Source organism: Micromonospora ferruginea (assembly GCF_013694245.2).
In the GTDB taxonomy this organism is placed as follows: Bacteria; Actinomycetota; Actinomycetes; order Mycobacteriales; family Micromonosporaceae; genus Micromonospora; species Micromonospora robiginosa.
In genome coordinates this window covers 5,702,200-5,727,641 of sequence record NZ_CP059322.2, presented here as the reverse complement: position 1 = coordinate 5,727,641, position 25,442 = coordinate 5,702,200, and the positions used below count along the sequence as shown (strand labels likewise).

General features: G+C 74.4%; 22 protein-coding genes and 1 pseudogene. 15 read left to right on the top strand and 8 right to left on the bottom strand.

The features are described from left to right. Positions 1-32 precede the first annotated feature (32 nt). On the bottom strand, positions 33-1,262 hold the full coding sequence (locus tag H1D33_RS25525; protein WP_181570762.1) for a CapA family protein: 1,230 nt from the start codon (positions 1,260-1,262) through the stop codon (positions 33-35). Positions 1,263-1,401: 139 nt separating this feature from the next. Beyond that, the gene (locus tag H1D33_RS25520; RefSeq protein WP_181570763.1) at positions 1,402-2,064 is read right to left on the bottom strand and encodes an adenosylcobinamide amidohydrolase; all 663 of its coding nucleotides are present in this window, start codon (positions 2,062-2,064) and stop codon (positions 1,402-1,404) included. 175 nt (positions 2,065-2,239) lie between these two features. Between H1D33_RS25520 and H1D33_RS25515 the strand changes: the two genes are divergently transcribed. The 7 genes from H1D33_RS25515 (at position 2,240) to H1D33_RS25485 (ending at position 7,592) form a co-directional block, all read left to right on the top strand. Next, complete coding sequence (locus H1D33_RS25515; protein ID WP_088976469.1) at positions 2,240-2,917, top strand: Crp/Fnr family transcriptional regulator; 678 nt, start codon at positions 2,240-2,242, stop codon at positions 2,915-2,917. A 159-nt stretch (positions 2,918-3,076) separates the two neighbouring features. After that, the gene (locus H1D33_RS25510) at positions 3,077-3,820 is read left to right on the top strand and encodes a metallophosphoesterase family protein (RefSeq protein ID WP_181570764.1); all 744 of its coding nucleotides are present in this window, start codon (positions 3,077-3,079) and stop codon (positions 3,818-3,820) included. A 64-nt stretch (positions 3,821-3,884) separates the two neighbouring features. Beyond that, positions 3,885-4,346, top strand: a complete 462-nt coding sequence (locus H1D33_RS25505) for a glycosyltransferase (RefSeq protein WP_181570765.1) — start codon at positions 3,885-3,887, stop codon at positions 4,344-4,346. Between the two features lie 2 nt (positions 4,347-4,348). Continuing rightward, positions 4,349-4,843 carry a hypothetical protein gene (locus H1D33_RS25500; protein ID WP_181570766.1) on the top strand — a complete coding sequence of 165 codons (495 nt, stop codon included), beginning with the start codon at positions 4,349-4,351 and terminating at the stop codon, positions 4,841-4,843. Then, complete coding sequence (locus tag H1D33_RS25495; protein WP_181570767.1) at positions 4,840-5,718, top strand: class I SAM-dependent methyltransferase; 879 nt, start codon at positions 4,840-4,842, stop codon at positions 5,716-5,718. Before H1D33_RS25500 ends, H1D33_RS25495 begins: the two co-directional genes overlap by 4 nt. 28 nt (positions 5,719-5,746) lie before the next feature. Next, on the top strand, positions 5,747-6,820 hold the full coding sequence (locus tag H1D33_RS25490) for a radical SAM protein (RefSeq protein ID WP_181570768.1): 1,074 nt from the start codon (positions 5,747-5,749) through the stop codon (positions 6,818-6,820). A 4-nt stretch (positions 6,821-6,824) separates the two neighbouring features. Beyond that, complete coding sequence (locus H1D33_RS25485; RefSeq protein WP_181570769.1) at positions 6,825-7,592, top strand: class I SAM-dependent methyltransferase; 768 nt, start codon at positions 6,825-6,827, stop codon at positions 7,590-7,592. A gap of 10 nt (positions 7,593-7,602) precedes the next feature. On the opposite strand, the gene H1D33_RS25480 is transcribed toward H1D33_RS25485, so the two are convergent. Further along, positions 7,603-9,639, bottom strand: coding sequence for an aminotransferase class I/II-fold pyridoxal phosphate-dependent enzyme (locus H1D33_RS25480; protein ID WP_181570770.1), 2,037 nt, complete (start codon positions 9,637-9,639; stop codon positions 7,603-7,605). Between the two features lie 121 nt (positions 9,640-9,760). Here H1D33_RS25480 and H1D33_RS25475 point away from each other — a divergent pair, with 121 nt between their 5' ends. From H1D33_RS25475 to H1D33_RS25445, 7 genes and pseudogenes are all read left to right on the top strand, one after another. Beyond that, entirely contained in the window at positions 9,761-10,396 is a 636-nt protein-coding gene (locus H1D33_RS25475) for a TetR/AcrR family transcriptional regulator (RefSeq protein ID WP_181570771.1), read from the top strand. Between the two features lie 37 nt (positions 10,397-10,433). Further along, complete coding sequence (locus tag H1D33_RS25470) at positions 10,434-11,228, top strand: TIGR03084 family metal-binding protein (RefSeq protein WP_181570772.1); 795 nt, start codon at positions 10,434-10,436, stop codon at positions 11,226-11,228. Continuing rightward, positions 11,225-12,902 (top strand): annotated as a pseudogene (locus H1D33_RS25465) (acyclic terpene utilization AtuA family protein). Before H1D33_RS25470 ends, H1D33_RS25465 begins: the two are co-directional and overlap by 4 nt. Beyond that, positions 12,899-14,038 carry an acyl-CoA dehydrogenase family protein gene (locus H1D33_RS25460; protein ID WP_181570773.1) on the top strand — a complete coding sequence of 380 codons (1,140 nt, stop codon included), beginning with the start codon at positions 12,899-12,901 and terminating at the stop codon, positions 14,036-14,038. The pseudogene H1D33_RS25465 and the gene H1D33_RS25460 overlap by 4 nt, the downstream one beginning before the upstream one ends. Next, positions 14,035-15,636 (top strand): acyl-CoA carboxylase subunit beta, encoded by a 1,602-nt coding sequence (locus H1D33_RS25455; protein WP_181570774.1) that lies wholly within the window; start codon positions 14,035-14,037, stop codon positions 15,634-15,636. Before H1D33_RS25460 ends, H1D33_RS25455 begins: the two co-directional genes overlap by 4 nt. Before the next feature lie 11 nt (positions 15,637-15,647). Then, positions 15,648-17,645, top strand: a complete 1,998-nt coding sequence (locus H1D33_RS25450; protein WP_181570775.1) for an ATP-binding protein — start codon at positions 15,648-15,650, stop codon at positions 17,643-17,645. Then, entirely contained in the window at positions 17,642-18,805 is a 1,164-nt protein-coding gene (locus tag H1D33_RS25445; protein WP_181570776.1) for an acyl-CoA dehydrogenase family protein, read from the top strand. The genes H1D33_RS25450 and H1D33_RS25445 overlap by 4 nt, the downstream gene beginning before the upstream one ends. A gap of 27 nt (positions 18,806-18,832) precedes the next feature. Here H1D33_RS25445 and H1D33_RS25440 read toward each other — a convergent pair whose 3' ends face one another. The 3 genes from H1D33_RS25440 to H1D33_RS25430 form a co-directional block, all read right to left on the bottom strand. Next, positions 18,833-19,936 (bottom strand): hypothetical protein, encoded by a 1,104-nt coding sequence (locus H1D33_RS25440; protein WP_181570777.1) that lies wholly within the window; start codon positions 19,934-19,936, stop codon positions 18,833-18,835. Beyond that, complete coding sequence (locus H1D33_RS25435) at positions 19,933-20,874, bottom strand: transporter substrate-binding domain-containing protein (protein ID WP_181570778.1); 942 nt, start codon at positions 20,872-20,874, stop codon at positions 19,933-19,935. The genes H1D33_RS25440 and H1D33_RS25435 overlap by 4 nt, the downstream gene beginning before the upstream one ends. A gap of 126 nt (positions 20,875-21,000) precedes the next feature. Beyond that, on the bottom strand, positions 21,001-22,785 hold the full coding sequence (locus tag H1D33_RS25430) for an alpha/beta hydrolase (RefSeq protein WP_181570779.1): 1,785 nt from the start codon (positions 22,783-22,785) through the stop codon (positions 21,001-21,003). Positions 22,786-23,073: 288 nt separating this feature from the next. Between H1D33_RS25430 and H1D33_RS25425 the strand changes: the two genes are divergently transcribed. Then, positions 23,074-23,418: a hypothetical protein gene (locus tag H1D33_RS25425; protein WP_307755249.1), complete on the top strand. Its 345-nt coding sequence runs from the start codon at positions 23,074-23,076 to the stop codon at positions 23,416-23,418. On the opposite strand, the gene H1D33_RS25420 is transcribed toward H1D33_RS25425, so the two are convergent. Both H1D33_RS25420 and H1D33_RS25415 read right to left on the bottom strand, forming a co-directional pair. Next, a complete protein-coding gene (locus H1D33_RS25420; protein ID WP_181570780.1) occupies positions 23,405-24,880 on the bottom strand; it encodes a serine/threonine-protein kinase in 1,476 nt (491 codons plus the stop codon). The two genes, H1D33_RS25425 and H1D33_RS25420, sit on opposite strands and share 14 nt — an antisense overlap. 30 nt (positions 24,881-24,910) lie before the next feature. Next, the gene (locus H1D33_RS25415) at positions 24,911-25,381 is read right to left on the bottom strand and encodes a hypothetical protein (RefSeq protein WP_181570781.1); all 471 of its coding nucleotides are present in this window, start codon (positions 25,379-25,381) and stop codon (positions 24,911-24,913) included. Between the last annotated feature and the right edge of the window lie 61 nt (positions 25,382-25,442).

The window sequence follows — 25,442 nt, the reverse complement described above, 5'->3', positions numbered from 1 at the left end:
CGCTCCGGTGGGTCGACGCGGGCGGCGTGCGCTCAGCCACCCGCCGGGGCGCTGATCTTGCCGGACGTGTCGATCTTCGCGCCGGTGTCCGGGAAGTCGGCCCGGGTCACCTCGCGCACCAGCCCGAGGCCCCGGTCCTGCCGGTCCACGGCCGGCCGGCCGACGCCGTTCATCGCGGTCGAGGTGAACGTGCCGCCGACGAAGCGCCCCTCGGCGGTGAGCGACACCTTGAGCACGCCGCCCCAGCCGAGCCGACCGGAGCTGTTCAGCGACTTCCCGCCGCCGGCGAAGTTGCCCAGGCTGTAGGCGATCAGCCGGCCCCGGTAGAACTCCATGCCGCGCAGCACGTGCGGGCCGTGCCCGACCACCAGGTCCGCGCCGGCGTCGATCACGGTGCGGGCGAAGCGCATCGGGTCGCCCCGGTTCTCACCGACGTACATCTCGGTGCCCGGCTTCACCCGCGTCCGGTCGGCGCCCTCGGCGCCCATGTGCACCTGCACCACCACCAGCTTGGCCATCCCCTTGGCCATCTCGATGACCTGCTTGGCGGCGTCGAGGTCGATCAGGCTGTTGGACCACGGGTACGACGAGAAGCCCACCACGGCCACCTTGACGCCCTTGACGTCGACCACGGTGATCTCGCCGGGCGCGCCGGTGTGCTTGAGCCCGTGCGCCTCCAGCGCCGACTGGGTGTTCTCGTAGCCCTGCTGGCCGTAGTCGTTGCCGTGGTTGTTGGCCTGGTTGAGGAGCTGGAACCCGGCCGAGCGCAGATGCGCCGCGTAACCGGGCGGCGCCCGGAACTGATAGCAGTTCTGCGGGTTCGGGCCGCACTTGCCGGCACCGGTGTCGTCGGTGAGCGGCTCCTCCAGGTTGCCCATCACCAGGTCGCCCTTGAGCGCGGACTTCACGTCGTCGAAGAAGCCCTTGCCACCGTTCGGGGGCAGCCGGTTCGGCGCGTTACCCATGATCACGTCACCGGTGGCGGTGAGCGAGATCGACGCCTCGGTCGAACCGCCGGGCGCCGCCGGCTGGTCACCCGTGGCGGGCCCGGCCGAGCCGGTCGAACCCCCGCCCTGGCCGGTCTGCCAGATCGGGCCGTCACCATCGCCGGAGTCCGAGCAGCCGGCGGCGAGCAGGACGGCGACGAGCGCGACGAGCGTGGCGAGGCGCGAGCCGGGAAGGCGGCCCCGCCGGCCGGGGCCGGTGGGGTGCGGGCCGGCGGCGCGGCGGGAACGGGACGCAGAGCGGGCGGGAGCGTACATCGTCGGCGACGCTACCGTGCCGGGAACGCCACGACGAGGACCGAATGGCCGGAACACCCGGACCGGCGGTTGTCGGCGGGGCCCGCCGGCCCGCCCCGCACGGCGGCGGCCCGCCGGTCGGACCGGCCAGGACGGCACGTCAGCCCGCCTGCCGGTCGGACCAGGGCACCACGGTGCCGGCGCCACCGGCCCGGACAGCGGCGCACACCGCGCGGGCCAGCGGAGCGCCCCAGGCCGAGCGGGGACCGCCGTACGGGGCCGGCTCGCCGTCGGCCGGGCAGAGCACGGTGACCGCGTCGGTGGGGGTGCCGGTGGCCGGCAGCCCCAGCTCCCAGATCGCCTGCGCCTTCGCCTCGGTGGCGGTGGCCACCGCGTTGACCAGCGCCGCGTCGCCGAGGCGCGCCGGCACGTACACGACGATGTTGACCGTGCCGACCCGCTGGGCGGGCGTCGCGGGCGCCGGCGCGGCGGCCCACACCGGGGTGCCCAGGCCGACGGTCGCCCAGACCCGCACGCCGCCGTCCGTCCGGCGCACCACCTCGCTCACGTCCACGCCGGTCAGCAGCCCCACCCCGGGCCCGTCCAGGTCCAGGTCGCGGGCCAGCTCGGCCAGGTGGGCGGCGGGGTCCTCCCGGTCGTACGACATCGGCACGGTCGCGTTCAGCACCCACCGGCGGACGCCGATCCCCCCGCCCAGCGGCGCGGAGCCGACCGCCAGCAGCGGCGCCGGCGCCCGCCAGCACAGCAGCGGGACGTCCCGCCCGGATTCGGACCGACTGGTCAGGGTGGGCTCGCTCAGCACGCCGGTCACCCTACGATCACAGGTGGGGACGGGTGGTGCCGACCCGGCCCGGAGGGCGGGGATCCAGGGGTGCACCTCCGATTCCTGCTCATGTGCGCCTAGACTGGCGGCGCGCGAGGGATCAGCGGACGGCGGACCCGGGCCGACGGACGGCAGGCGCAGGCGGAGGTGCGCGATGGACGAGGTACTGGCCCGCAGCGGGATCTTCCAGGGTGTCGACCCGGAGGCGGCCGAGGCGCTCGCCAAGGAGATGGAGACGATCGACGTCCGCAAGGGCGAGGTCGTCTTCAACGAGGGCGAGCCCGGCGACAGCCTCTACATCCTCCTGTCCGGCAAGATCAAGGTCGGTCGCCGCGCCGCGGACGGCCGGCAGAACCTGATCGCCGTGATGGGCCCGTCGGACATGGTCGGCGAGCTGTCGCTGTTCGACCCCGGCCCGCGGACGGCGACCGCCACCGCGGTCACCGACACCCGGCTGGTCCGGCTGCGCAAGCAGGCCCTGCGGCCGTGGCTCAACAATCGGCCCGAGATCGCCGAGCAGTTGCTCCGGGTGCTGGCCCGCAGGCTGCGCCGGACGAACGACTCGCTGGCCGACCTGATCTTCACGGACGTGCCGGGCCGGGTCGCCAAGAACCTGCTCCAGATGGCCGGCCGGTTCGGCACCCGCGACGGCGGCGTGCTGCGGGTGACCCACGACCTCACCCAGGAGGAGATCGCCCAGCTCGTCGGCGCCTCCCGGGAGACCGTCAACAAGGCGCTCGCCGACTTCGCCTCCCGCGGCTGGCTGCGCCTGGACGGCAAGAGCATCATCATCCTCGACCCGGAGCGCCTGGCCCGCCGCGCGCGCGTCTGACGCACCTCCGGCCGGCGTTCCCGGCCCTGCCTCGTTCCGGCCCGGCCCGCCTCGCGCGGTCCGGGCCGTTTCGCGCTGCCCGGCGGGCGGTGCCGGCGGGACGTCTGCCGGGCGCAGAATCGCTGGACGTGCCGGCGCCGGGTCCCGCAGGCTCGGACGATGCCTGACCGCGTCGCCGTCCTCTCCGACATCCACGGTGTGCTGCCGGCGCTGGACGCCGTCCTGGCCGAGCCGGACGTCGCCGCCGCCGACCTGATCGTGCTCACCGGCGACCTGGCCGCCGGCCCGCAGCCGGTCGAGGTGCTGGACCGGCTCACCGAACTCGGCGACCGGGCCCGCTGGGTCGGCGGGAACGCCGACCGGGAGCTGGTCGAGGCGCGGGCCGGGAAGCCGGCGGGGATCGAGGTCTCCGACTGGGCCGCCAGGCAGCTCCGCGACGACCAGGTGGCCCGGCTGGCCGCGTTGCCGAAACGGCTCACGCTGCCGGTGACCGGCCTCGGTGAGGTGCTGTTCTGCCACGCGACGCCCCGCGACGACGAGGAGGTCGTGTTGGTCGACTCCCGGCCGCAGCGCTGGGCCGAGGTCTTCGCCGACCTGCCGGCCGAGGTGGGCACCGTGGTCTGCGGGCACACCCACATGCCGTTCACCCGGCTGGTCGACCGCCGCCTGGTGGTCAACCCGGGCAGCGTCGGCATGCCGTACGGGGGCGCGGGCGCGTGGTGGGCGCTGCTCGGACCCGGCGTGCACCTGCGCCGCACCCGCTTCGACACGGATGCCGCCTGCGCCGAGGTGGTCGCCGGGTCCGGTTACCCGGAGGCGGCGCGGTGGGTCGACGAGTACCTGCGCGGGCGCTACTCCGACCTGGACGCGCTCACCGCCTTCGGCCCCCGGGACGGCCGCTGACCGACCTCGTCGTCCACGCTGGACAGGGACGTCCTGAGCCGCAACTCTGCGATAGCGTGACGTGATGGGCCGGCGGTACCGGATTCTCCTCGTCTCCAGCAGCGGCGGCGTCCTGCTGGACCTGCTCGCCCTGCGCCCCTGGTGGGAACGGCACGACCCGGTCTGGGTGGCGGTCCGCGCCCCGGACACCGAGGTCGCGCTGGCCGGGCAGCGGGTGCACTGGCGGCCCGAGCTGTCGACCCGCACCCGGCTCCGGGTGCTCCCGGCGACCTGGCGGGCCCTGCGGCTGCTGCGACGGGAGCGACCCGACGTGGTGGTGTCGGCCGGCACCGGGGTGGCCGTCGGCGTCTTCCTCGCCGCGCGCCTGCTCCGGGTGCCGTCACTGTGGCTGGAGACGTTCAACATGACCGGGCCGGCCGGGGCCGCCGCCCGGCTCTGCTCCCGACTCGCCGCCGCCGTGCTGGTGCAGCGGCCCGCCCTGCTGGCGTCCCGACCCCGCGCGGTGCTCATCGGGGAGCTCTACTGACCATGGCCCGCGTCCTGGTCACCGTCGGCATGGGTCCGTGGCCGTTCGACCGCCTGGTCGCCGCCGTCGCACCGCTCTGCGCCGCGCACGAGGTGTTCGTCCAGACCGGCACCTCGACCGTGACGCCGCCCTGCCCCTACGCCGCGTTTTTGCCCCTGGACGACCTGCGGGAGCGGCTCGCGGCGGCCGACGTGGTGATCACCCACGCGGGCAACACCGTCCGGCTGGTGCAGCGGCTCGGCCGGGTGCCGGTGGCGGTGGCCCGGGAGGCGGCGCGGGGCGAGATGGGCAACGACCACCAGGTCGCCTACCTGCGTGAGGAGGAGCGCTCGGGCCGGGTGGTCGCGGTGTGGGACGTGGCCGACCTGCCGGCCGTGGTGGCCGCGCATCCCGAGCGGCAGCGGCGGCTGGTCGCCGAGCGACCGTTGCCGGGCGCGGTCGACGGCGAGCGGCTGGCCGACACGCTGGACGCGCTCTGCGCCCGGCTGGTCCGATGAGCGACGCCGACGAGCGCCCCGCCGGTCCGACGAGCGACGCCGACAAGCGCCCCGCCGGTCCGACGAGCGACGCCGACAAGCGCCCCGCCGGTCCGACGAGCCGCACCGGCGAGGCGACCGGCGCGCCGCCCTTCGCCACCCACCCGCTGCGCCGCTACGCGTTCGCGTGGACGGCGCTGGCCGGGCGCACCGGCCGGCACCTCGACCTGGGCTGCGGCCCCGGGGAGTTCGTCGGCGCGCTGCACCGGCACGGCACGGTGACGTGCGAGGGCGCCGACCCGCACCCGGGCTACCTGGCCGGGCTGGCCGCCCGCCACCCGGACCTGCCGCTGCACCGGCTCCGGGTGGGCGGGCCGCTGCCGTTCGCCGACGGCCGCTTCGACTCGGTCAGCCTGCTCGACGTGCTGGAGCACGTGCCCGACGAGGCGGCGGTGCTCGCCGAGGCGCACCGGGTGCTCGCCCCCGGTGGGCTGCTGGTGCTCACCGTGCCGCGCCGGCACGTGTTCAGCTTCCTCGACCCCGACAACGCCAAGTTCGACTTCCCCCGGCTGCACCGCCGGATCTACTCGTGGCGGTTCGGCGCGCAGGTGTGGCACAGCCGCTTCGCCGACCTCTCCGACGACCTGCGCGGCGACATGTCGGTCGGCCGGGACCGGCACACCAACTACCGCACCGCCGACCTGCTCCGCCTGCTGCACGCGGCGGGTTTCACGCCGACCACGGTGACCGGCGCCAACCTGTTCTGGCGCTGGTTGCAGATCCCGGCGCTGCTCACCGGCGGCCCGGTACGCCGGCTGCTGGAACGCGGCATCCACCTCGACGGCCGGCTGTTCCGCTCGGCCAACCTCTTCGTCGTCGCGCGGAGACGCCCGTGAACGGGCCCGACACCACCCGGAGGCGACCGTGAGCGTGACCGACACCGCCCGGCTGGCCTGGTTCTTCGGCCGGCTCGCGGTCAAGGAGCGGGTCGCGCCCCGCCTGCACGTGCGTCCGCTGGTCGCCGAGCTGTTCCTCACCGACAACTGCAACCTGCGCTGCACGAGTTGCGGCTGCTGGACCACCAACACCAGGGGCGAACTGTCCACCGAGGAGTGGCGGGACGTGCTGCGCCAACTCGTCGCGCTCCGCATCCACAAGGTGAACTTCACCGGCGGTGAGCCGCTGATCCGGCCGGACGCGCTGGCGCTGATGGCGTACGCCACCGAGGTGGGGGTGCGCCACCTGCACCTGAACACCAACGGCATCCGGCTCACCCCGCCCGTCCTGACCGAGGTGCTCGCCGCCGGCGTACGCAGCTTCAACGTCTCGGTCGACGGCCCGAACGCGTTGGTGCACGACCGGATCCGGGGGCGGCTCGGCGCGTTCGAGACGACGACCCGGCACCTGCGGAACCTGATCGCGGAGCGCGACCGGCTCGGCCTGAAGGTGCGGATGAACTTCACCGTCATGCGGGACAACGTGGACAGCCTGCCCGGCATCGCGGCGCTGGCCCAGGAGCTGGGGGTGGCGCTCTATCTCAACCTGGTCACCGACCGGACGTTCCTGTTCCGCACCGACGCGGTGACCGGCCAGACCGACGTGGCCGGCGACCGGCTCGACGCGGCGCTCGCCGAACTGGAGGCGATGGCCCGCGCCGACCGGAGGTGGCTGCCGCGCTACTCGGAGCTGCGCTACCTGCGCGGGCACTTCGACGACCTGGTGCAGCGCGACCTGCCCTGCGCGGAGTCCCAGCTCAAGCTGATGGTGCACTCCCGGGGCGAGGTGGGCGGCTGCTGGGCGCACGACCCGACCGCCTCGGTCCGGCAGCGACCGATCGCGGAGATCGTGGACGCCCCGGAATACCGCGAGGAGCACGCGAAGCTGTTCCGCAAGGAGTGCGTGGGCTGCGGCAGCAACTACAGCCTCAACCTGCGCTGGCGACCGGGCACCTACCTGGCCGACCGGCAGTGGCGGCGCGGGCGGCGCAGCCTTGTCTGAGCCGATGCGCCCGAGCCAGCCGCTGTACGACGCGCTGGCCCCCGGCTACGAGGAGCACTTCGCGGTGCCGCACCGGCGCGCGTACGACGACCTGGCGTGGGAGCGGGTGCGGGCGCTGCTGCCGCCGGACGGGCCGGTGGTGGACGCCGGCTGCGGTGTGGGCCGCTGGGCCCGGCGGCTGCTCGACCTGGGCCATCCGGTGACCGGCGTGGAGCAGGCGCCGGGGATGGTCGCCGAGCTGCGCCGCCGCCCGCCCGGTCCCGGCTTCACCCTGGTCGAGGGCTCGATGACCGAGGTGACGTTGCCCGCCACGGCCGGCGCGGTGCTGGCCATGGGCTCCCTGCAGTACACCGCCGACCCGGAGGCCACGGTCCGGCACCTGGCCGGCTGGCTGCGCCCGGGCGGGGTGCTGGCCGTCCTGGTGGACTCGCTGGTGGGCCTGGTGCTGGAACTGGTCGGCGACGGCCGGGGCGACGAGGCGGCGGACCGGCTGGCCCGGCGCCGGGGCGTCTGGCGGTCCGACGGGCACGCCGCCGACCTGCACCTGCTGGACCGCGCCCGGCTGGAGGCCGCGTTCGCCGCCGCCGGGCTGGTCGAGGTCCGCAGCACCGGGTTGCTGGTCAGCGCCGGGCCGCTGGGCCGGGCGGGGCTGGCCCAGCGACTCGCCGCCGACCGGGACGCGCTGCTGGCGCTGGAACGCCGCCTCGGCGACGACCCGGTCCTCGCCGACGCCGGCAAGCAGTTGCTGGTGACCGGCCGCCTCCCGGGCTGACCCGCGTCGGTCAGCGCAGGCAGCGGCGCAGCGCGGCGACGACCCGTTCGGCCTGTTCCACGGTGAGTTCCGAGGACATCGGCAGGGCCAGCGCCTCGGTGTCCAGCCGTTCGGTGACCGGCAGCCGCTCGCCGCCGCCGAGCGGGCCGCGGTGGATCGCCGCGAAGTAGGGCTTGGTCTGCACGCCGAGGGCGGCCAGCTCCGCCGCCACCCGGTCCCGGTCGGCGATCCGGGCCACCCAGTGCACCCAACAGTGCCGGTTCCCGGGGCGGACCTGCTGGACGCCGACCGGCAGGGTGCGGGCGGCGGTCGCGTACACCTCGGCCACCTCGGCCCGGTGCCGGATGAGCGTGTCCAGCTCCGCGAGCTGGTCGACCGCGACCACGGCGTGCAGCTCGTTCATCAGCTCGGAGCGGGTCCAGCCGGCCGCCGAGGCGAGCACCGCCTCGGCGGCGTCGGCGGGCAGCACCAGGGCGCCGCCGGCCCCGCCGGCCGAGACCACCTTGGCGAAGCTCATCGAGTACGAGTGGGCCAGCGCCTGCTGCGCCACCGGGCGGCCCTGGTGCAGGCTGCCGAGGGCGGCGGCGGAGTCGGCCAGCAGCGCCACCCCGGCGGGTTCGCAGACCGCCCGCAGCGCCGGGTAGTCGCACGGGTTGCCGAAGGTGTCCACGCCGAGCACCAGTCGTACCCCGCCCCGGTCGATCGCGGCGGCCACGGCCGCCGGGTCCAGCGTCCAGGTTGCGGCGTCCACGTCCACGAAGCGCAGCGCGTAGCCGAGCTGGACCAGGATCTCCGCGGTCGCGGGAAAGGTGTACGAGGGCAGCACCGCCACGTCGCCGGGCCGGGCCGGGCCGACCGTGGCGGCGACCATGATCCGCAGCGCGGCGGTGCCAGACGCGGTGACCAGCACCCGGTGGTCGTCGTCGAGTTCCAGTTCCTTGCCCAGCCGCTCGGTCAGCTCCCGCGTCCACCGGTTGCCGTGCTTGACCTCGCCGGTGGCGAGCGCCTCCTGCTGGCGGGCGGCCACCAGGTCGGGGACGGCCGGCGGCGGTGGCACGACGACCGGCAGCGGCGGCCGGAACAGGGGTGTCCCGTCGTCCACCTCGGCGGCCAGCGTCGCCAGGTGCGGGCGGAGCGGCCCGATCCGGTGGCCGGCGGCGGCGAGCTTGTCGGTGACCACCCGACCGGAGCTGTCCGGCGCCTGACGGGGCACGGTCAGCAGCGGCGCCGAGCCGCCGCACAGGTCCCGGATCCAGGTGGCGACGTCGGCCAGCGGCACCGGCGCCCCGCCGACGTTCCACACGCCGGGGCCGATCCCGTCCCGCAGCATCCGGGCGAGGGCGTCCGCGGGCAGGAAGCTGCGCACGGCGTCGGCGGTGACCGGCAGCGGCAGCCTCTGGCGGGCCCGGCGGATCAGCCGGGTGACGACCCGGTGCTGCCCGGCGCCGACGACGTTCGCGAGCCGGAGCACGGTCAGCCGGTCGGGGTCGACCGCGCCGGCGACGAGCCGTTCCTGGGCGAGCTTCGCCATCGCGTACGTCCAGCGACCGCTCGGGTCGGCGTCGGCCATGGTGCGGGCCAGCGGGGCGGCCCGCCAGGGCGGGCAGGGTGTCCGGGCCAGTTCGCGGGCGCGGGCGCACCAGTCGTCGATCTCCTGGAGGGTCCACGGCAGCACGGGCGCGGTGTCCTCGGCGAGCGGGCCGTCCGCCGCGCCGTACACCTCGACGGAGGAGGTGAGCACCACCTGCCGGCCGGCCAGCCGGGGCAGCAGCCGGGCGGTGCTGACGGCGTTGTCCAGCGGCAGCGTCCAGGGCCGGCGGGGGCGCGGCTCGCTCGCGCCGAGCAGCACCACGACGATGCCGGGTGGCAGTTCGGGCGGGTCGTCGGTGAGCAGATCCGCGCGGATCCAGGCGAGGCCGGCGGCGGTGGTCGTCTCGGCCGGCGGGTGACGGTCCACGGTGGTGACCCGCGCGCCGTCGGCCAGCAGTGCCTGGGCGGTCGCGGTGCCGAGGAATCCGGAACCGCCGACCAGCACGAATTCATCCATGTCGTGCCCTCCCCCGTGAACGGAGCACAGTATCGCGGAATCCGGCCGACGGGGGTGTCGGATAACGGGCGCAGAAAAAGTCAGTCTTGACTGTTTGTTTCGGGGGCGGGACGCTGTCCCCGTGCCCACCGCACCGACCCGCGTCCCGCAGCAGGAACGCAGCCGCGCCACCCAGGCCCGGCTGCTGGAGGCGACCGTCGACTGCCTGGTCGAGCACGGCTGGTCCGGCACCACGACCACCGTGGTGGCCGCCCGGGCCGGCGTCTCCCGGGGCGCGCAGTTGCACCACTACCCGACCAAGGCCGCCCTGGTCACCGCCGCCGTGGCCCACCTCGCCGAACGCCGGGCGATGGAGCTGCGCACCGAGGCGGACGCGTTGCCGGCCGGCCCGCGCCGGCTGGACCGGGTAGTCGACCTGCTCGCCGCGGCCTTCACCGGGCCGCTCTTCGTCGCCGCCCTCGAACTCTGGGTCGCCGCCCGCACCGACGCCGAGTTGCGCGACGCGCTCGTGCCGCTGGAGGCGACCGTGGGCCGGGAGATGCACCGGCTCACGGTCGAGCTGCTGGGCGTGGACGAGAGCCGCCCCGGCGTCCGCGAGGCGGTGCAGGCCACCCTCGACCTGCTGCGCGGGCTCGGCGTGGCCAACCTGCTCAACGACGACTCGACCCGCCGCACCGCCCTGCTGCACACCTGGAAACGCCAGCTCGCCACGCTGCTCACCCCGGCCGCCGACACCGACGCGCGCGGACCGCACTGACTCGACGCCCCTGACCGGCACACCCTGCGGAGGCCCCATGGTCGACCCGACCGCACTGCTCGCGGATCTCGCCGCCGAGTCCGACCAGCTCGACGCGCTCGTCAGCGGGCTGCCGCCGGAGGGCTGGTCCCGGGCCACGCCCGCCGCCGGGTGGACCGTCGCCCACCAGATCGCTCACCTGGCCTGGACCGACCACGTCGCCGGGCTCGCCGCCACCGACCCGGACGCGTTCTACGCCTCGGTGCTCTCCGCACCCGACCCGGCCCGCCTGGTCGACGACGGCGCCGAATCCTTCCTCGCCCCGCCGCCCGCGCTGCTGGCCCGCTGGCGGGACGGCCGGACCGCGCTCGCGGCGGCCCTGGCCGCCACCCCGCCCGGCGAGAAACTTCCCTGGTACGGCACCCGGATGTCACCCGCCTCGATGGCCACCGCCCGGATCATGGAGACCTGGGCGCACGGCGAGGACGTCGCCGACGCGCTCGGCGTCACCCGTACCCCGACCGCGCGGCTGCGGCACGTCGCCCACCTCGGCTTCCGTACCCTCGGCCACGGCTTCGCCGCGCACGGCCGCGCGGTGCCGGCGGACCCGGTCCGGGTCGAGCTGGGCGCGCCGGCGGGCGACGAGGTCTGGGCCTTCGGGCCGGCGGACGCCGCCGACCGGGTGACCGGGCCGGCGCTCGACTTCTGCCTGCTGGTCACCCAGCGCCGGCACCGCGCCGACCTGGCCCTGGTCGCCACCGGGCCGGTCGCCGACGAGTGGCTGGACGTGGCCCAGGCGTTCGCCGGCCCACCCGGTAACAAGCGCGAGCCGGCGAGCGGGGTCTCCTCATGAGCGTGCTGCGGGTCGGCAACGCGTCCGGCTTCTACGGCGACCGCTTCGCGGCCTGGCGGGAGATGCTCGACGGCGGCGAGCTGGACGTGCTCACCGGCGACTACCTGGCCGAACTGACCATGCTCATCCTCGGGCGCGACCGGATGCGCGACGAGTCCCTCGGCTACGCCAAGACGTTCCTGCGGCAGGCCGAAGGCGTGCTCGGCACGGCGCTGGAGCGCGGGGTCACGCTGGTCACCAACGCGGGCGGCCTCAACCCGGCCGGCCTGGCCGACGCGGTCCGGTCACTCGCCGCGCGACTCGGCCTGGACGTGCGCGTGGGGTACGTGACGGGCGACGCGCTCCAGCGACCGGACGCGCTGACCGCGAACGCGTACCTGGGCGCGTTCGGGATCGCGGCCTGCCTCGACGCGGGCGCCGACGTGGTGGTCACCGGCCGGGTCACCGACGCGTCGCTGGCGGTCGGGCCGGCGATCGCCCGCTTCGGCTGGACCCGGGACGACCTCGACGCGCTGGCCGGGGCGACCGTGGCCGGGCACCTGATCGAGTGCGGGGCGCAGGTCACCGGCGGCAACTTCAGCTTCTTCACCGAGCTGCCGGACGGCGGGCACCGGCCAGGCTTCCCGATCGCCGAGCTGCACCCGGACGGCTCGTCCGTGCTGACCAAGCACGCCGGCACCGGCGGCGCGGTCACCGTGGAGACGGTCACCGCCCAGCTCCTGTACGAGGTGGGCGGGCCGGACTACCTCGGGCCGGACGTGGTGACCCGGCTGGAAACGGTCCGGCTGGAACAGGAGGGCCCGGACCGGGTACGCGTCTCGGGGGTGCGCGGCACGCCGCCGCCGGACACGCTCAAGGTGGGCGTCAACAACCTGGGCGGCTTCCGCAACTCGATGACGTTCGTGCTGTGCGGGCTGGACATCCCGGCCAAGGCGGCGCTGGTCCGGGGCCAGGTGGAGGCGGCGGTCGGCCCGGAGGGGCTGGAGTTCACGCTGGCCCGCACCGACCACCCGGACGCCGCCGACACGGAGGCGGCGAGCGCGCTGCTGCACGTACACCTGCGCGACGGCGACAAGGCGCGGGCCGGGCGGGCGTTCTCGGCGGCCGCGGTGGAGCTGGCGCTCGCCTCCTACCCGGGCTGCACGCTGACCACGCTGCCCGGCGACGCCACCCCGTACGGGGTGTTCACCGCGGACACGATCCCGCAGGACGCGGTGGAGCACACCGCGGTGCTCCCCACCGGCGAACGCGTACCCATCCCACCGCCCCCCACGACGAAGCGATTGGCGGGGCCCCCGCCTCTACCGAATGCGTTAAGCGGGGGCCCCTCCTTACCCCGCACCCGGCGGGGGCGCTGGGGAGGTGGTGGGCGCGCGGTCGGGCGACAAGGGTGGGGACGCCAACCTCGGCGTCTGGGCCCGTACGGACGCCACCTGGGCCTGGCTGCGCGGCTGGCTCACCGTGCAACGACTGGCCGAGTTGCTGCCGGAGACCGCGACGCTGACCGTCGAGCGGTACGAGCTGCCGAACCTGCGCGCGGTCAACTTCGTGATCCGGGGCCTGCTCGGGCAGGGTGTGGCCGCGTCCACCCGGTTCGACCCGCAGGCCAAGGCGCTCGGTGAGCTGCTGCGCGCCCGGGTGGTCGACCTGCCGGCGGAGGAGGTGCCGGCGTGACCATCGTGGACACCCCGGAGCGCCGGCAGCTCCGCGAGCTGACCCGCGCCTTCGTCACCCGCGAGGTGCTGCCGCACCTGTCGGACTGGGAGCGGGCCGGCGAGGTGCCCCGGTCGCTGCACGAGACCGCCGCGAAGGTCGGGCTGCTCGGCATCGGCTTCGCCGAGTCGGTCGGCGGCAGCGGGGGCGACCTGCTCGACTCGATCGTCGTCACCGAGGAGATCATCCGCTCGGGCGGCTCGTCCGGGCTGGTCGCCGCGTTGTTCACGCACGGCATCGCGCTCCCGCACATCATCGCGGCGCAGGACGAGCACCTGATCGACACGTACGTGCGGCCCACGCTGGGCGGGACGATGATCGGCGCGCTCGCGATCACCGAGCCGGACGGCGGTTCGGACGTGGCGGCCATCCGCACCTGCGCGGTACGCGACGGCGACCACTACGTGGTGAACGGGTCGAAGACGTACATCACCAGCGGCGTCCGGGCCGACTTCGTGACCACCGCGGTCTGCACCGACTTCCCCGGGTCGGGTTCGCTGAGCCTGCTGGTGGTCGACAAGGGCACACCCGGGTTCACCGTGGGCCGGCGGTTGGAGAAGCTGGGCTGGCACTGCTCGGACACCGCCGAGCTGTCCTTCGTCGACGTCCGGGTGCCGGTGGCGAACCGGGTCGGCCCGGAGGACACCGCCTTCCTGGCCATCATGCAGCAGTTCGCCGCCGAGCGGCTGTCGCTCGCCACGCAGGCGTACGCGACCGCGCAGCGCTGCGTGGACCTGGCCGTGCGGTGGTGCCGGGACCGGTCCACGTTCGGTCGTCCGCTCGCCGGCCGGCAGCTCGTCCGGCACCGGCTGGCGGACATGCACACCCGCGCCGAGGCGGCCCGGGCGTACGTGCACGAGGTGGCCGAGCGGGTCGCCGCGGGGCAACCGGTGGTGACCGAGGTGGCGATGGCGAAGAACGTGGCGGTGGCCGCCTGCGACTTCGTGGTCGACGCCGCGCTGCAACTGCACGGCGGCTTCGGCTACCTGCGCGACGCGGAGGTCGAGCGGCACTATCGGGACGCGCGCATCCTCGGCATCGGCGGCGGCACCACCGAGATCATGAACGAGATCATCGCGAAGGGCATGGGCCTGTGACCGTTCTCCGGACTACGATCGACACCTCCGCACCCGCCTTCGCGGCCAACCGGGAGGCGCTGCTGGAACGCCTCGCCGAGCTGGACGCGGCGCTGGACCAGGCCCGCGCCGGCGGCGGCGAGAAGTACGTGACCCGGCACCACAAGCGCGGCAAGCTGCTCCCCCGGGAACGCATCGAGCTGCTGCTCGACCCGGACAGCCCGTTCCTGGAGCTGTCGCCGGTGGCCGCGTACGGCACGGACTTCCCGGTGGGCGCCAGCACGGTGACCGGCATCGGCGTGGTCGAGGGCGTGGAGTGCCTGGTCGTGGCGAACGACCCGACGGTACGCGGCGGCGCGATCAACCCGTGGTCGCTGGCGAAGACCCGGCGGGCGGGTGAGATCGCGCTGGCCAACCGGCTGCCGATGGTGAACCTGGTCGAGTCGGCCGGCGCCGACCTGCCCACCCAGGCGGAGATCTTCATCCCCGGCGGGCGGGTGTTCCGCGACCTGACCCGGCTCTCCGCCGCGAAGATCCCCACGGTCAGCGTGGTCTTCGGCAACGCCACGGCCGGCGGCGCCTACGTGCCGGGCATGTCCGACTTCACCGTCATGATCCGGGACCGGTCGCAGGTCTACCTGGCCGGGCCGCCGCTGGTGAAGATGGCCACCGGCGAGGTGACCGACGACGAGTCGCTGGGCGGCGCGAAGATGCACGCCGGCACGTCCGGCCTGGCCGACTTCCTCGCCGAGGACGAGCGGGACGCCGTCCGGCTGGCCCGGCAGTGCGTGCGCCGGCTCAACTGGCGCAAGGGCGGCCCGCCGCCGCGCAATCCGTCCCCGCTGCCACCCCGGTACGACCCGGAGGAGCTGCTCGGCATCGCCAGCGCCGACCTGAAGGTGCCGTTCGACCCGCGCGAGGTGCTGGCCCGGGTGCTGGACGACAGCGCGTTCGACGAGTTCAAGCCCGCGTACGGCAGCGCGCTGGTGACCGGGTGGGGCGAGCTGCACGGCTGGCCGGTGGGCGTGCTGGCGAACGCCCGGGGCGTGCTGTTCAGCGAGGAGGCGCAGAAGGCGGCGCAGTTCATCCAGCTCGCCAACGCGGCCGACACCCCGCTGGTCTTCCTGCAGAACACCACCGGCTACATGGTCGGCACCGAGTACGAGCAGCGCGGCATCATCAAGCACGGCGCCCTGATGATCAACGCGGTGTCGAACTCGACGGTGCCCCACCTGACGGTGAACCTGGGCGCCTCCTACGGCGCCGGCAACTACGGCATGTGCGGCCGGGCGTACGAGCCGAGGTTCCTGTTCACCTGGCCGAACGCGAAGTCGGCGGTGATGGGGCCGGCACAGTTGGCCGGTGTGCTGTCGATCGTGGCCCGGCAGGCCGCCGCCGCCCGGGGACGCGAGTACGACGAGGACACCGACACCGCGATGCGGATGATGGTCGAGCAGCAGATCGAGTCGCAGTCCGGGGCGCTGTTCCTCTCCGGCCGGCTCTACGACGACGGGGTGATCGACCCCCGGGACACCCGTACCGTCCTCGGGCTCTGCCTGTCGGCGATCCACAACGGACCGGTGAAGGGCGCCGACGGTTTCGGCGTCTTCCGGATGTAGGGGGCTGGCGAATGATCACGAAGCTTCTCGTGGCGAACCGGGGGGAGATCGCCCGCCGGGTCTTCGCCACCTGCCGGGCGCTCGGCGTGGCGACCGTGGCCGTGCACTCCGACGCGGACGCCGACGCGCCGTTCGTGGCCGAGGCCGACCTGGCGGTCCGGTTGCCGGGCAACACGCCCGCCGAGACGTACCTGCGCATCGACCTGATCCTGAACGCGGCCCGGCGGTCCGGCGCGGACGCCGTGCACCCCGGCTACGGCTTCCTCGCCGAGAACGCCGAGTTCGCGGCCGCGGTGACCGACGCCGGCCTGACCTGGGTGGGGCCATCGGCCAAGGCGATCGCCGCGATGGGCGACAAGATGGCCGCCAAGGCGCTGCTCGCCGACGCGGGCGTGCCGATGCTGCCCACCTGGACCGACCCGGAGCAGGTCACCGACTTCCCGGTGCTGGTGAAGGCCAGCGCGGGCGGCGGCGGCCGGGGCATGCGGGTGGTCCGCGACGCGGCCGGGCTGGCCGAGGCCGTCGCGGGCGCGCGCCGCGAGGCGGCGGCGGCGTTCGGCGACGGCACCGTCTTCATCGAGCGGTACGTCGAGCGCGGCCGGCACGTCGAGGTGCAGATCTTCGGCGACACCCACGGCACGGTGGTGGCGCAGGGGGTACGCGACTGCTCCATCCAGCGCCGGCACCAGAAGATCATCGAGGAGGCGCCCGGCGTGCTCCCCGACGACGTGCGGATGCGGCTGCACGAGGCGGCGGTGGCGGCCGGCCGGGCGGTCGACTACGTGGGCGCCGGCACGGTGGAGTTCCTGCTCGCGCCGGACGGGCAGGTCCACTTCCTGGAGATGAACACCCGCCTCCAGGTGGAGCACCCGGTCACCGAGCTGACCACCGGGCTGGACCTGGTCCGGCTGCAACTGCTGGTGGCCGAGGGCGAGCCGCTGCCGGCAGGGGCAACCGACACGGCCTGGATGCGCGGTTACGCGATCGAGGTACGCCTCTGCGCCGAGGAACCGGCCCAGGGCTTCCGCCCGGCCACCGGCACGTTGCACCGGTTCGCGATCCCCGGGGTGGACCGCGAGTTCGGGAACCTGGCCCGCGCCGGCCTGCGTCTCGACTCGGGCGTGGTGGACGGCTCGACGGTGGGCGTGCACTACGACTCGATGCTGGCCAAGCTGATCGCCTGGGCGCCGACCCGGGCCGAGGCGGCCCGCGCCCTGGCCGGCGCGCTGGCCCGGGCCGAGCTGCACGGCGTGGCCACCAACCGGGACCTGCTGGTCCGGGTGCTGCGCAGCCCCGAGTTCGCCGCCGCGGACGTGGACACCGGCTTCCTGGACCGGCATCCCGAGGTCTTCGAACCGCTGTTGCCGGCCGACCAGCTCCCGCTGGCCGCGTTGGCCGCCGCGCTGGCCGGCGCCGCCGCCCGCCGGGCCGCCGCCCCGGTGCTGGCCGGCCTGCCGTCGGGCTGGCGCAACGTGCCCGCCGTCCCCCAGCTCGCCCGCTTCACCGACATCGAGGTCACCTACCGCCTCACCCGCACCGGCACGCTCGCCGAGTGGGAAAGGCGGGGCCCCCGCTTAACGGATTCGGTAGAGGAAGGGGCCCCGCTTAACACCGAGCTGGTGAGCGCCGCGCCGGATCGGGTGGTGCTCGACGTCGACGGGGTGCGGCACGCGTTCCGCGTACACCGGGTGGGGTCGGCGGTCTTCGTGGACGGCCCGGACGGGGCGGCGAGCCTCACCGAGCTGCCGCGGCTGCCCCGGCCCACCGCGGCGCTGGCCGCCGGTTCGCTGCTCGCGCCGCTGCCCGGCGCGGTGACCAAGGTGCACGTCGAGGTCGGTCAGCGGGTCGCCGCCGGTGACCTGCTGCTGACGCTGGAAGCGATGAAGCTCGAACATCCCGTGCTCGCCCCGGCCGACGGTGTGGTGGCGGAGCTGCCGGTGCCGCCCGGCGGCCAGGTGGAGACGGGCGCGGTACTGGCCGTGGTCGACCCCGAGGAGGACCCGCAGTGAACTTCGACCTCACGCCCGAACAGGACCAGCTCCGCGACGCCGTGCGCGCGCTGGGCCGCAGGTACGGCCACGACTACTTCGTCCGCAAGGCCAAGGCCGGTGAGCACACCACCGAGTTGTGGCATGAGGCCGGAAGACTCGGCTACCTCGGCGTCAACATCCCCACCGAGTACGGCGGCGGGGGCGGCGGCATCACCGAACTGGCGCTGGTCTGCGAGGAGCTGGCCGCGGCGGGCTGCCCGCTGCTGCTGCTCGTGGTCTCCCCCGCCATCGCCGCCACCGTGATCACCAAGCACGGCACCGAGGAGCAGCGCAAGAAGCACCTTCCCGGGCTCGCCGACGGCTCCCAGAAGATCGTCTTCGCGATCACCGAGCCGGACGCCGGCTCGAACTTCCACCGGCTCGGCACGGTGGCCCGCCGCGACGGCGACGACTGGCTGGTCTCCGGCCGTAAGGTCTACATCTCCGGCGTCGACGAGGCCGACCACGTGCTGGTGGTGGCACGCACCGAGGACTCCGCGACCGGGAAGCTCAAGCCGGCGTTGTTCATCGTGCCCACCGATGCGCCCGGGCTGGAGAAGTCCAGGCTGGACATGGAGATCCTGTCCCCGGAGAACCAGTTCCTGCTCTACCTGGACGACGTCCGGCTGCCCGCCGACGCGCTGGTCGGCGAGTCGCTGGACGCCGGCCTGCCGGCGCTGTTCGCCGGGCTCAACCCGGAGCGGATCACGGTCGCCGCGATGGGCGCCGGCACCGGCCGGTACGCGATCGAGAAGGCGTCCGACTACACCACCACCCGCAAGGTCTGGGGCGGCCGGTCGATCGGCTCCCACCAGGGCGTGGCGCACCCGCTCGCGCACGCGGCCGTGCAGGTGGAACTGGCCCGCCTGATGATCCAGAAGGCGGCGGCGCTCTACGACGCCGGCCGCGACCTGGAGGCCGGCGTCTCCGGCAACATGGCCAAGTACGCGGCCGGCGAGGCCGCCGCGCTCGCCGTGGACACCGCCGTCCAGGCGCTCGGCGGGGCCGGCATGACCACCGAGTACGGCGTGGCGACGCTGCTCGGCGCGGTGCGGGCCGGGCGGATCGCCCCGGTCAGCCGCGAGATGATCCTCAACTTCGTCGCCCAGCACGTGCTGGGCCAGGACAAGTCCTACTGAGTCGTCGGGTCCGCCCGTGACCGGAACTCAGGTGGCCGTGCGGCAGGCGGCGTCGATCCGGTGCACCGGGCGGACCCGGCGGCCCAGCCCCTCCAACAGCGAGTCCTCCACGTGGAAGTCGCGCACCCGCAGTTGCCGCCGGGGCAGTTCGTCCTCGCTCGGGCAGAGCACCTGCGCGCGTACCTGGCCGACCGGCAGGTAACGCACGCCGCCGCGCTCCTGGAGGAGCACCACGTCGACGTCGTCCACGGTGACCACGTGACCGCGGACGTCCTCCATGACGCCGGGCGACGACTCGACGGTGGTCACGGTCAGCGGCAGCACCGGCGTGGTGATCACCGGTAGTGCGGCCCAGACCAGCATGGCCAGCACCGCCGCCTCGGTGATCGAGGCGAGCGGCCGGATCACCGCCGCCGGCAGCGGGCCGGTCACGAAGAGCGCCAGCACCGGGGGTACGACCAGGAGCGTCAACGCGAGCGCCTCCCGCTGCCGGACGGCGTCGAGCAGGGTGGGCCCGAGCAGCCAGAGATATCCGGCGAAGCCGGCGGCGAGCAGCAGCAGGCGGGGTGCCCGCTGCTCGTGCAGCCGTTCCGGGCTGAGCTGGAAGGCGGCCACGAACGCCGGGAGCAGCAGCGGCAGGTACAGCAGCGGCCAGGTGCCCAGCGCGAGCAGGAAGCTGGCCACCGCGAACCAGGCCGGGGTGCTGTCCACCCATCGGGCGAAGAGCGGGCGGCGGGTGCCGGGCGGCATCCGCTCCACGCTCACCCGCAGCACCGCGCCGAGCGCGAAGACCGCGACCAGGGCGGTGGAGAGCAGCGCGGCGGCCGTGGTGAGGAAGCCGGCCAGCAGGTTGACGGTGCCGACGTTGGCCACCAGCAGCAGCGTGGTCTGCAACTCGCCGCCCGCCTCGACGCCGAGCCGGAGCACCGAGAAGACCGCCGGCACGCCGACCACCGCGGTCCAGAACGACTGGGTGGCCCGGGCGCGGCGCTCGGCCGGGTCGGCCGGCGGCGGTACGGGTCGGGCGGGCGGCGCGCCGACCGACCCGGAACCGGTCGGGGTCCGACGGGGCGGCGGGGCGGCGCCCGGCACGTCGCCTTCGGGCGGGGCGGCCTCGGGCGGGGCGGTCATCGCCGGGGCGCCTTGTCGTCGAAGTCGACGAGCTTCGGCACGTTCAGCGGCTGCGGCTGGGACTTGTCCGCCTTCAGCCACGGTCCGAGCGTGCGGTTGTAGGCGGTCAGCCAGGGGCTGCTGATCCCGTCCCGACCCTCCAGGTAGCTCTTCTGCAGGGCGAACGCGACCAGGTCACGCAGCGCCGGGTCGCCGATCGGCACGCCGACGCCGAGCAGTTCGCTGGTGCCGAACGGCATGTCGACGATCTCGAACTCGGTCGGGTACTGCGACAGGAAGCCGGCCAGGATGGTCTCGTCGGAGCTGACCGCGTCGTAGCGCCCTTCCCGGATGCCCCGTACGCAGTCCCCGACGGTCTTCACCACGTATGCCCGGACCTGGTGCTTCTCCAGCTCCGCCTCGGTGGTGGAGCCGCCGCTGGTGCAGATCTTCAGCTCCGGCCGGCGCAGGTCCTCGATGGTGCGGACGCGGTCGCGGAGCCGCTTCGGCACCATCACCTCCTGGGTGGTGACGAAGTACGGCCCGGCGAAGCTGATCAGCTTTTCCCGTTCCTCGGTCATCGAGAAGCTGGACACGACCAGGTCGACGGTGCCGCCCTGGAGCGCGGGGATGCGGTCCTCGGTGTCCAGCGCCACCCACTGGATGCGCTGTTCGCCCTGGAAGCCGAGCGACGCGGCGATGTAGCGGGCGATCTCGACGTCGAAGCCGGTGTGCGCGCCGTCGCGCAGTTCGCCCATCAGCGGCTCGGTCTCGGAGATCCCGATCTTGATTTTCGCCTGGCCGTCGACGTGCGACTCGTGCAGCTTGTCGAGGACCGACGGCAGCGGGGGTTCGCGCCGGTTGTCGCAGCCCGCGGCGGCGGCCAGGGTGAGCGTGACCGCCACGGCCAGCGTGGTGGCGAGCGAGCGGAGCCGGTGGCGGGGCGGAACCTCGGGCATCGGGCACCTCGATCACGGACACGTCGACAGGGGCACCCAGAGTAGCGGTCGACACACAATGGGCAGTGTCGCCGCGGGCCCGGGATACGGCGGGCGCCCGATCGCCCGCCGTACCCCGGGGGTCCGTCAGCGGACGGTCAGCGTGCCGACCGCGGGCCGCGGGGTGGCCACCGGCGGCAGCCGCTTCGGCTCGCCCCGGCCCGGCTCGCCGGCACGGGCCAGCTCGCTCTTGGGCGCGTCCGCCCGCTCGGCCGACGGGTCGTCCTGGAACGGCTGGGAGTCACCGACGCAGCGCGTGCCCTTGGCCGGCGGCTTGCCGGTGAGCAGGTACGCGTCGACCTTGCCGGTCACGCACGCCGAGGTGCCGTACGCGGTGTGGCCCCAACTGTCGCTGCTGAGCAGCCGGCTGTTCGGCAGCAGTTGGGCCGAGCCGACCGCGCCCTGGTAGTTGGTCGCCGGGTCCCAGTAGTTGCCGACCACCAGCACCGGGGCGGCGGTGGTGCGGTTGAACGGGCCGGTGTAGGCGTCCTCGTCGCGCACGGTCCAGGTGTTGCGGGCGCAGGGCGAGGTGCCCCAGGCCCAGGCCCGCCCGAAGTAGGGCGCCCGCTGGTCCTCCTTGGCCGACAGCGCCGGCCAGGCGTCCGCGCTCTTCGGGTGGTAGGCGTCGGTGCAGTCCACGGTGAGGAACGTCTCCAGCCCGTTGTTGTACGGGAAGTCGTACCCCCGCTGCTGCCGGGCCTGCGCGGCGCGGGCGGCGAGCGCCTTGCGGGCCGTCGCGGTGGCGGCCTTGCCGGCGGCCGGGTCGGTGGCGGCCAGCAACTGGACGGTGATCTCCACGACCGACGACCAGCCATACGGGTCGTAGAGCGCGCCGAGCGTGGCGCCGACGAAGTCGGCGTAGCTGACGGTGTAGGAGCCGTAGTCCGGGTCGTCGATCACCACCGGCTTCTTGCGCAGCCGCTTCGCGACCGTCTCGTAGGCGGCGACCGGGTTGCCCTTGGCGGCCAGCTCGCACTTCTCGGGGCCGACCTGGCCGCACCGGACGAGGATCTCGTGCAGCGCCTTGTAGGCGCCGTCGGCGCTGCGCAGCCGGGTCTCCTGGAGCTGGTCGCGGGCCTTGCCCTGGCCGACCCAGGCGTTCGGGTTGAGCACGCCGTCCACGACGAGCGCGCGGAACCGGTCCGGGAACATGTTGGCGTAGTACTGACCCAGCGCGGTGCCGTAGCTGAAGCCCAGGTAGCTGAGCTTCTTGTCGCCGACCGCCCGGCGCAGCACGTCCATGTCGCGGGCCACCTCGGCGGTGGACGCCGCGCCGGTCAGCGGCTTGCCGGTGGTCGAGCACGCCTTGCCGACCGCCTTCGACGAGGCGACGTACGCCTTCTCCTCGGCCTTCGTCCACGGGAAGGCGACGTTCAGCCCGGCGTACGCCCGGGTCTGGTCCTTCACCGACGGGAAGCACTTGATGTTGTCGCTGGCCGCCACGCCGCGCGGGTCGACGCCGACGACGTCGAAGCGGTCGAGCAGGTCGTCGCCGAGGAAGTAGGGCGCGGCGAGCGCGATGTCCGTGCCGGAGCCACCCGGGCCGCCCGGGTTGAGGAAGAGGCTGCCGACCTTGTGCTGCTGGTCGCGGGCCTTCACCCGGAGCAGCGCCACCTCGGTGGTGGCGCCCTTGGGCTGGTCGTAGTCGAGCGGCAGCCGGACGGTGGCGCACTCGGCGTAGTCGTAGCAGGCGTACCAGTCGAGCTTCGGCGTCGGCACGCGATCCACCCGGCGCGCCTCGGCCGCGCTGGTGCGGTCGTACGTCGGCGGTTGCGCTGCCGGGGCGGCGGCCGCGGCGGGCGCGACGGCCGATCCGGCGAGGAGGATCCCGGCGATCCCTGTTGCGGCGAGGGACCGGACTACTCGGGGCATGTGGCTGCCTTCCGGTGGGGAACAGATCCGTCGAGGGAACCTCGACCCCCGTCACTGTAGGGATCGGCGGCCGTCGGAGGTGCCCCTCGAACACGGACCAACACGGCAAATAGCCAAGTGATGTAACGATTTTTTCTCGATCGACGCTTTTTGCGCTCCGAAGTGGAGCGCGTGTGTGACGGGAAGCCGTCGCATGGCAGCGGTTGACAGGTCGACGCGCTAAGCCATGCTTGTCGGGTGAGTTCGTTCCCGAGGTCGAGTGCGCGGACGAAGGCCGTCGTCGCGTGCGTGGCGACGCTGGTCGCGCTGGTGACGCTGGCGGCCTGGCGGCCGGCCGGCATCCTGTCGGTCGTGCTGGCCCTGGTCTGCGTCGTGCTCGGCATGATCGCCGGCGTGACCGTCACCTCCGCCCGACAGTCCGGCGGCGCCGAACCCCCGCGGGCCGAGGACTGGCCGGCCTCCGACCCGAGCTTCGGGGTGGACGCGGACACGCTCCAGGCGATCGACCCGCGCGCGGTGCGGAACCTGCGCGCCCCCGGCGGTCACCCGATCGACGCGGACACGCTGGAGACGCTCGACCCACGGTCGGTGCGCCAGCAGCAGCGGGCCGGGAACGGGCTCAGCGACCGGTGAGGGTGGGGCGGGCGAGCGCGTTCACGCCCTGCCCGGCCAGGCAGCGATAGGTGCGGTCGGCCTCGGTGGCGGCCGGCGGCAGCACCTCCAGGTTCCACCCGGTCGCTTTCTCGACGCCGCTGACCAGTCGGAACGTGCCGGTGTTGCAGACCTTGCGGACGGCCGGGTCGGCGGTGACCGCGTCGTGCGCCGCACCGGCGAGCGCGGCCGGCAGGTCACCCGCGGCGTAGGTCTCCCAGGTGTGCTGCCCGTCGCACGGCACCCGGCTCGCCTCGGCCCGGTCGCGGCGCAGCCGCACCGGCCCGTAGCACTCCAACTCGGACCCGCAGCGCGCGCCGGCCGGGAGCCGGACGTCGGTGGACGCGCACCCGGGCAGCGACGTCGCCCCGGCCACGCCGGTGGCCAGCACGGTCGGCGACACCGCCGGCGGCGACCCACCGGCCAGCCAGGCTCCGCCGGCGGCGGAGGCGGCCAGCGCGAGCACGCCGGCCCCGCCCAGGAACCAGCGCCTCGGCCAGCGCCGGCTCCGCGTCGGCACGGTCGGGTGGTCGTCCTTGACCGGCTGGCGCGGGCTCGGCCCGCCGGGGCGGCCGTACGGGCCGCCGGTGCCGACGAACGGCGGGGCCGGGGCGCCCGGGTCGAGCGGGAGCGCGGCGAGCATGCCGCGCAGCTCGACGGCGGAGGGCCGCTCACCCGGGTCGTTGGACATGCCCAGCCGCAGCACGTCGATCAGTTCGTCGGGCACGCCGGGCAGGCCGGGGATCGGGTGTTGGAACATCTCCAGCACGGTGACCAGGCTCGGGCTGCGCTCGGACTGCCAGCGCGGCGGCCGACCGTGCATCACCGCGTAGAGCGTGGCGCAGAGCGCGTAGACGTCGACGGCCGGGCTGGGCGGGCTGTGGCTGAACATCTCCGGCGGCGCGTACGCCGGGGTGAGCACCTCCAGCGTGACCGAGGCGTCGCGCACCTCGGCCAGCACCGCGAGCCCGAAGTCGGCGAGCACCGCCGAGTTGAACTCGGAGTGCAGGATGTTGGCCGGCTTGACGTCGCGGTGCAGCACGCCGGCGGCGTGCGAGTGGGCCAGCGCGTCGGCGATCTTGACACCGAGGTCGCGGGTCTCCGCGGGGCCCAGCGGCGAGGTGCGCATCCGCTCCGCGTACGAGCCGTCGCAGAGTTCCATGATCAGGTAGGGGTGCTGGTCGACGGTGACCCCGACGTCGAAGAGGTCGACCACGTGCGGATGCGACGACATCCGGCCGGCGGCCCGCGCCTCGCGCAGGAAGCGGGCCTGGTCGCGCTCGCTGTCCAGCGTCCGGTTCTCGACCTTGACCGCCACCTCCCGCCCCACCGAGATCTGGGTCGCCCGGTAGACGGTGGCGTAACCACCCCGGGCGAAAACCTCCAGATCGGTCAGACCGGGCACGATGGGCAGCCGCAGGGCGCCGGGCGGGGTCTCGGTCACGGCTCGAAAATACCCAACGGTCCCGGTCGGTCAGCGCGCCGCGTCGGAGGCCGGTGCCGGCACCGGGTCGCCCGGCCCCACCGCACCGGCCGGACCGGCGGTCGCCCGGCGCGCGTCCCACCACAGGCCGGCGGCGGTCGCCAACGCGCCCAGCCCCTCCCACGCGGCCACCCCGAAGAACCGCCCCGGCGCCACGTCGGAGAGCACCGCGATGGTGAACACGGTGAACGTGACCAGCCGGAACCAGACCGTGAAGCGGTAGAACGGCCGCCACTCGGTGGCGACCGCGAGCAGGTAGTAGACGCCCATGTTGAACGAGGCCATCGAGGAGGCGGTGAGGAACGTGCCGGTGTAGTCACCCGGCGCGCGTTCGGCCGGCACCTCGAAGCCGAGCAGGCGTAGCTGCGTCTCCGGCCAGATCAGGCCCAGCGCGCCGAGCAGCAGCGCCAGCAGCCCGAAGACCGCGATCGTCCAGCCGGCGCCGGAGCGCGGCAGCCTCATCGTCCCTCCCCACGAACGCCCGCGGTGATCGCCCACGCGCACCGCCGCCCCACGCTAACCG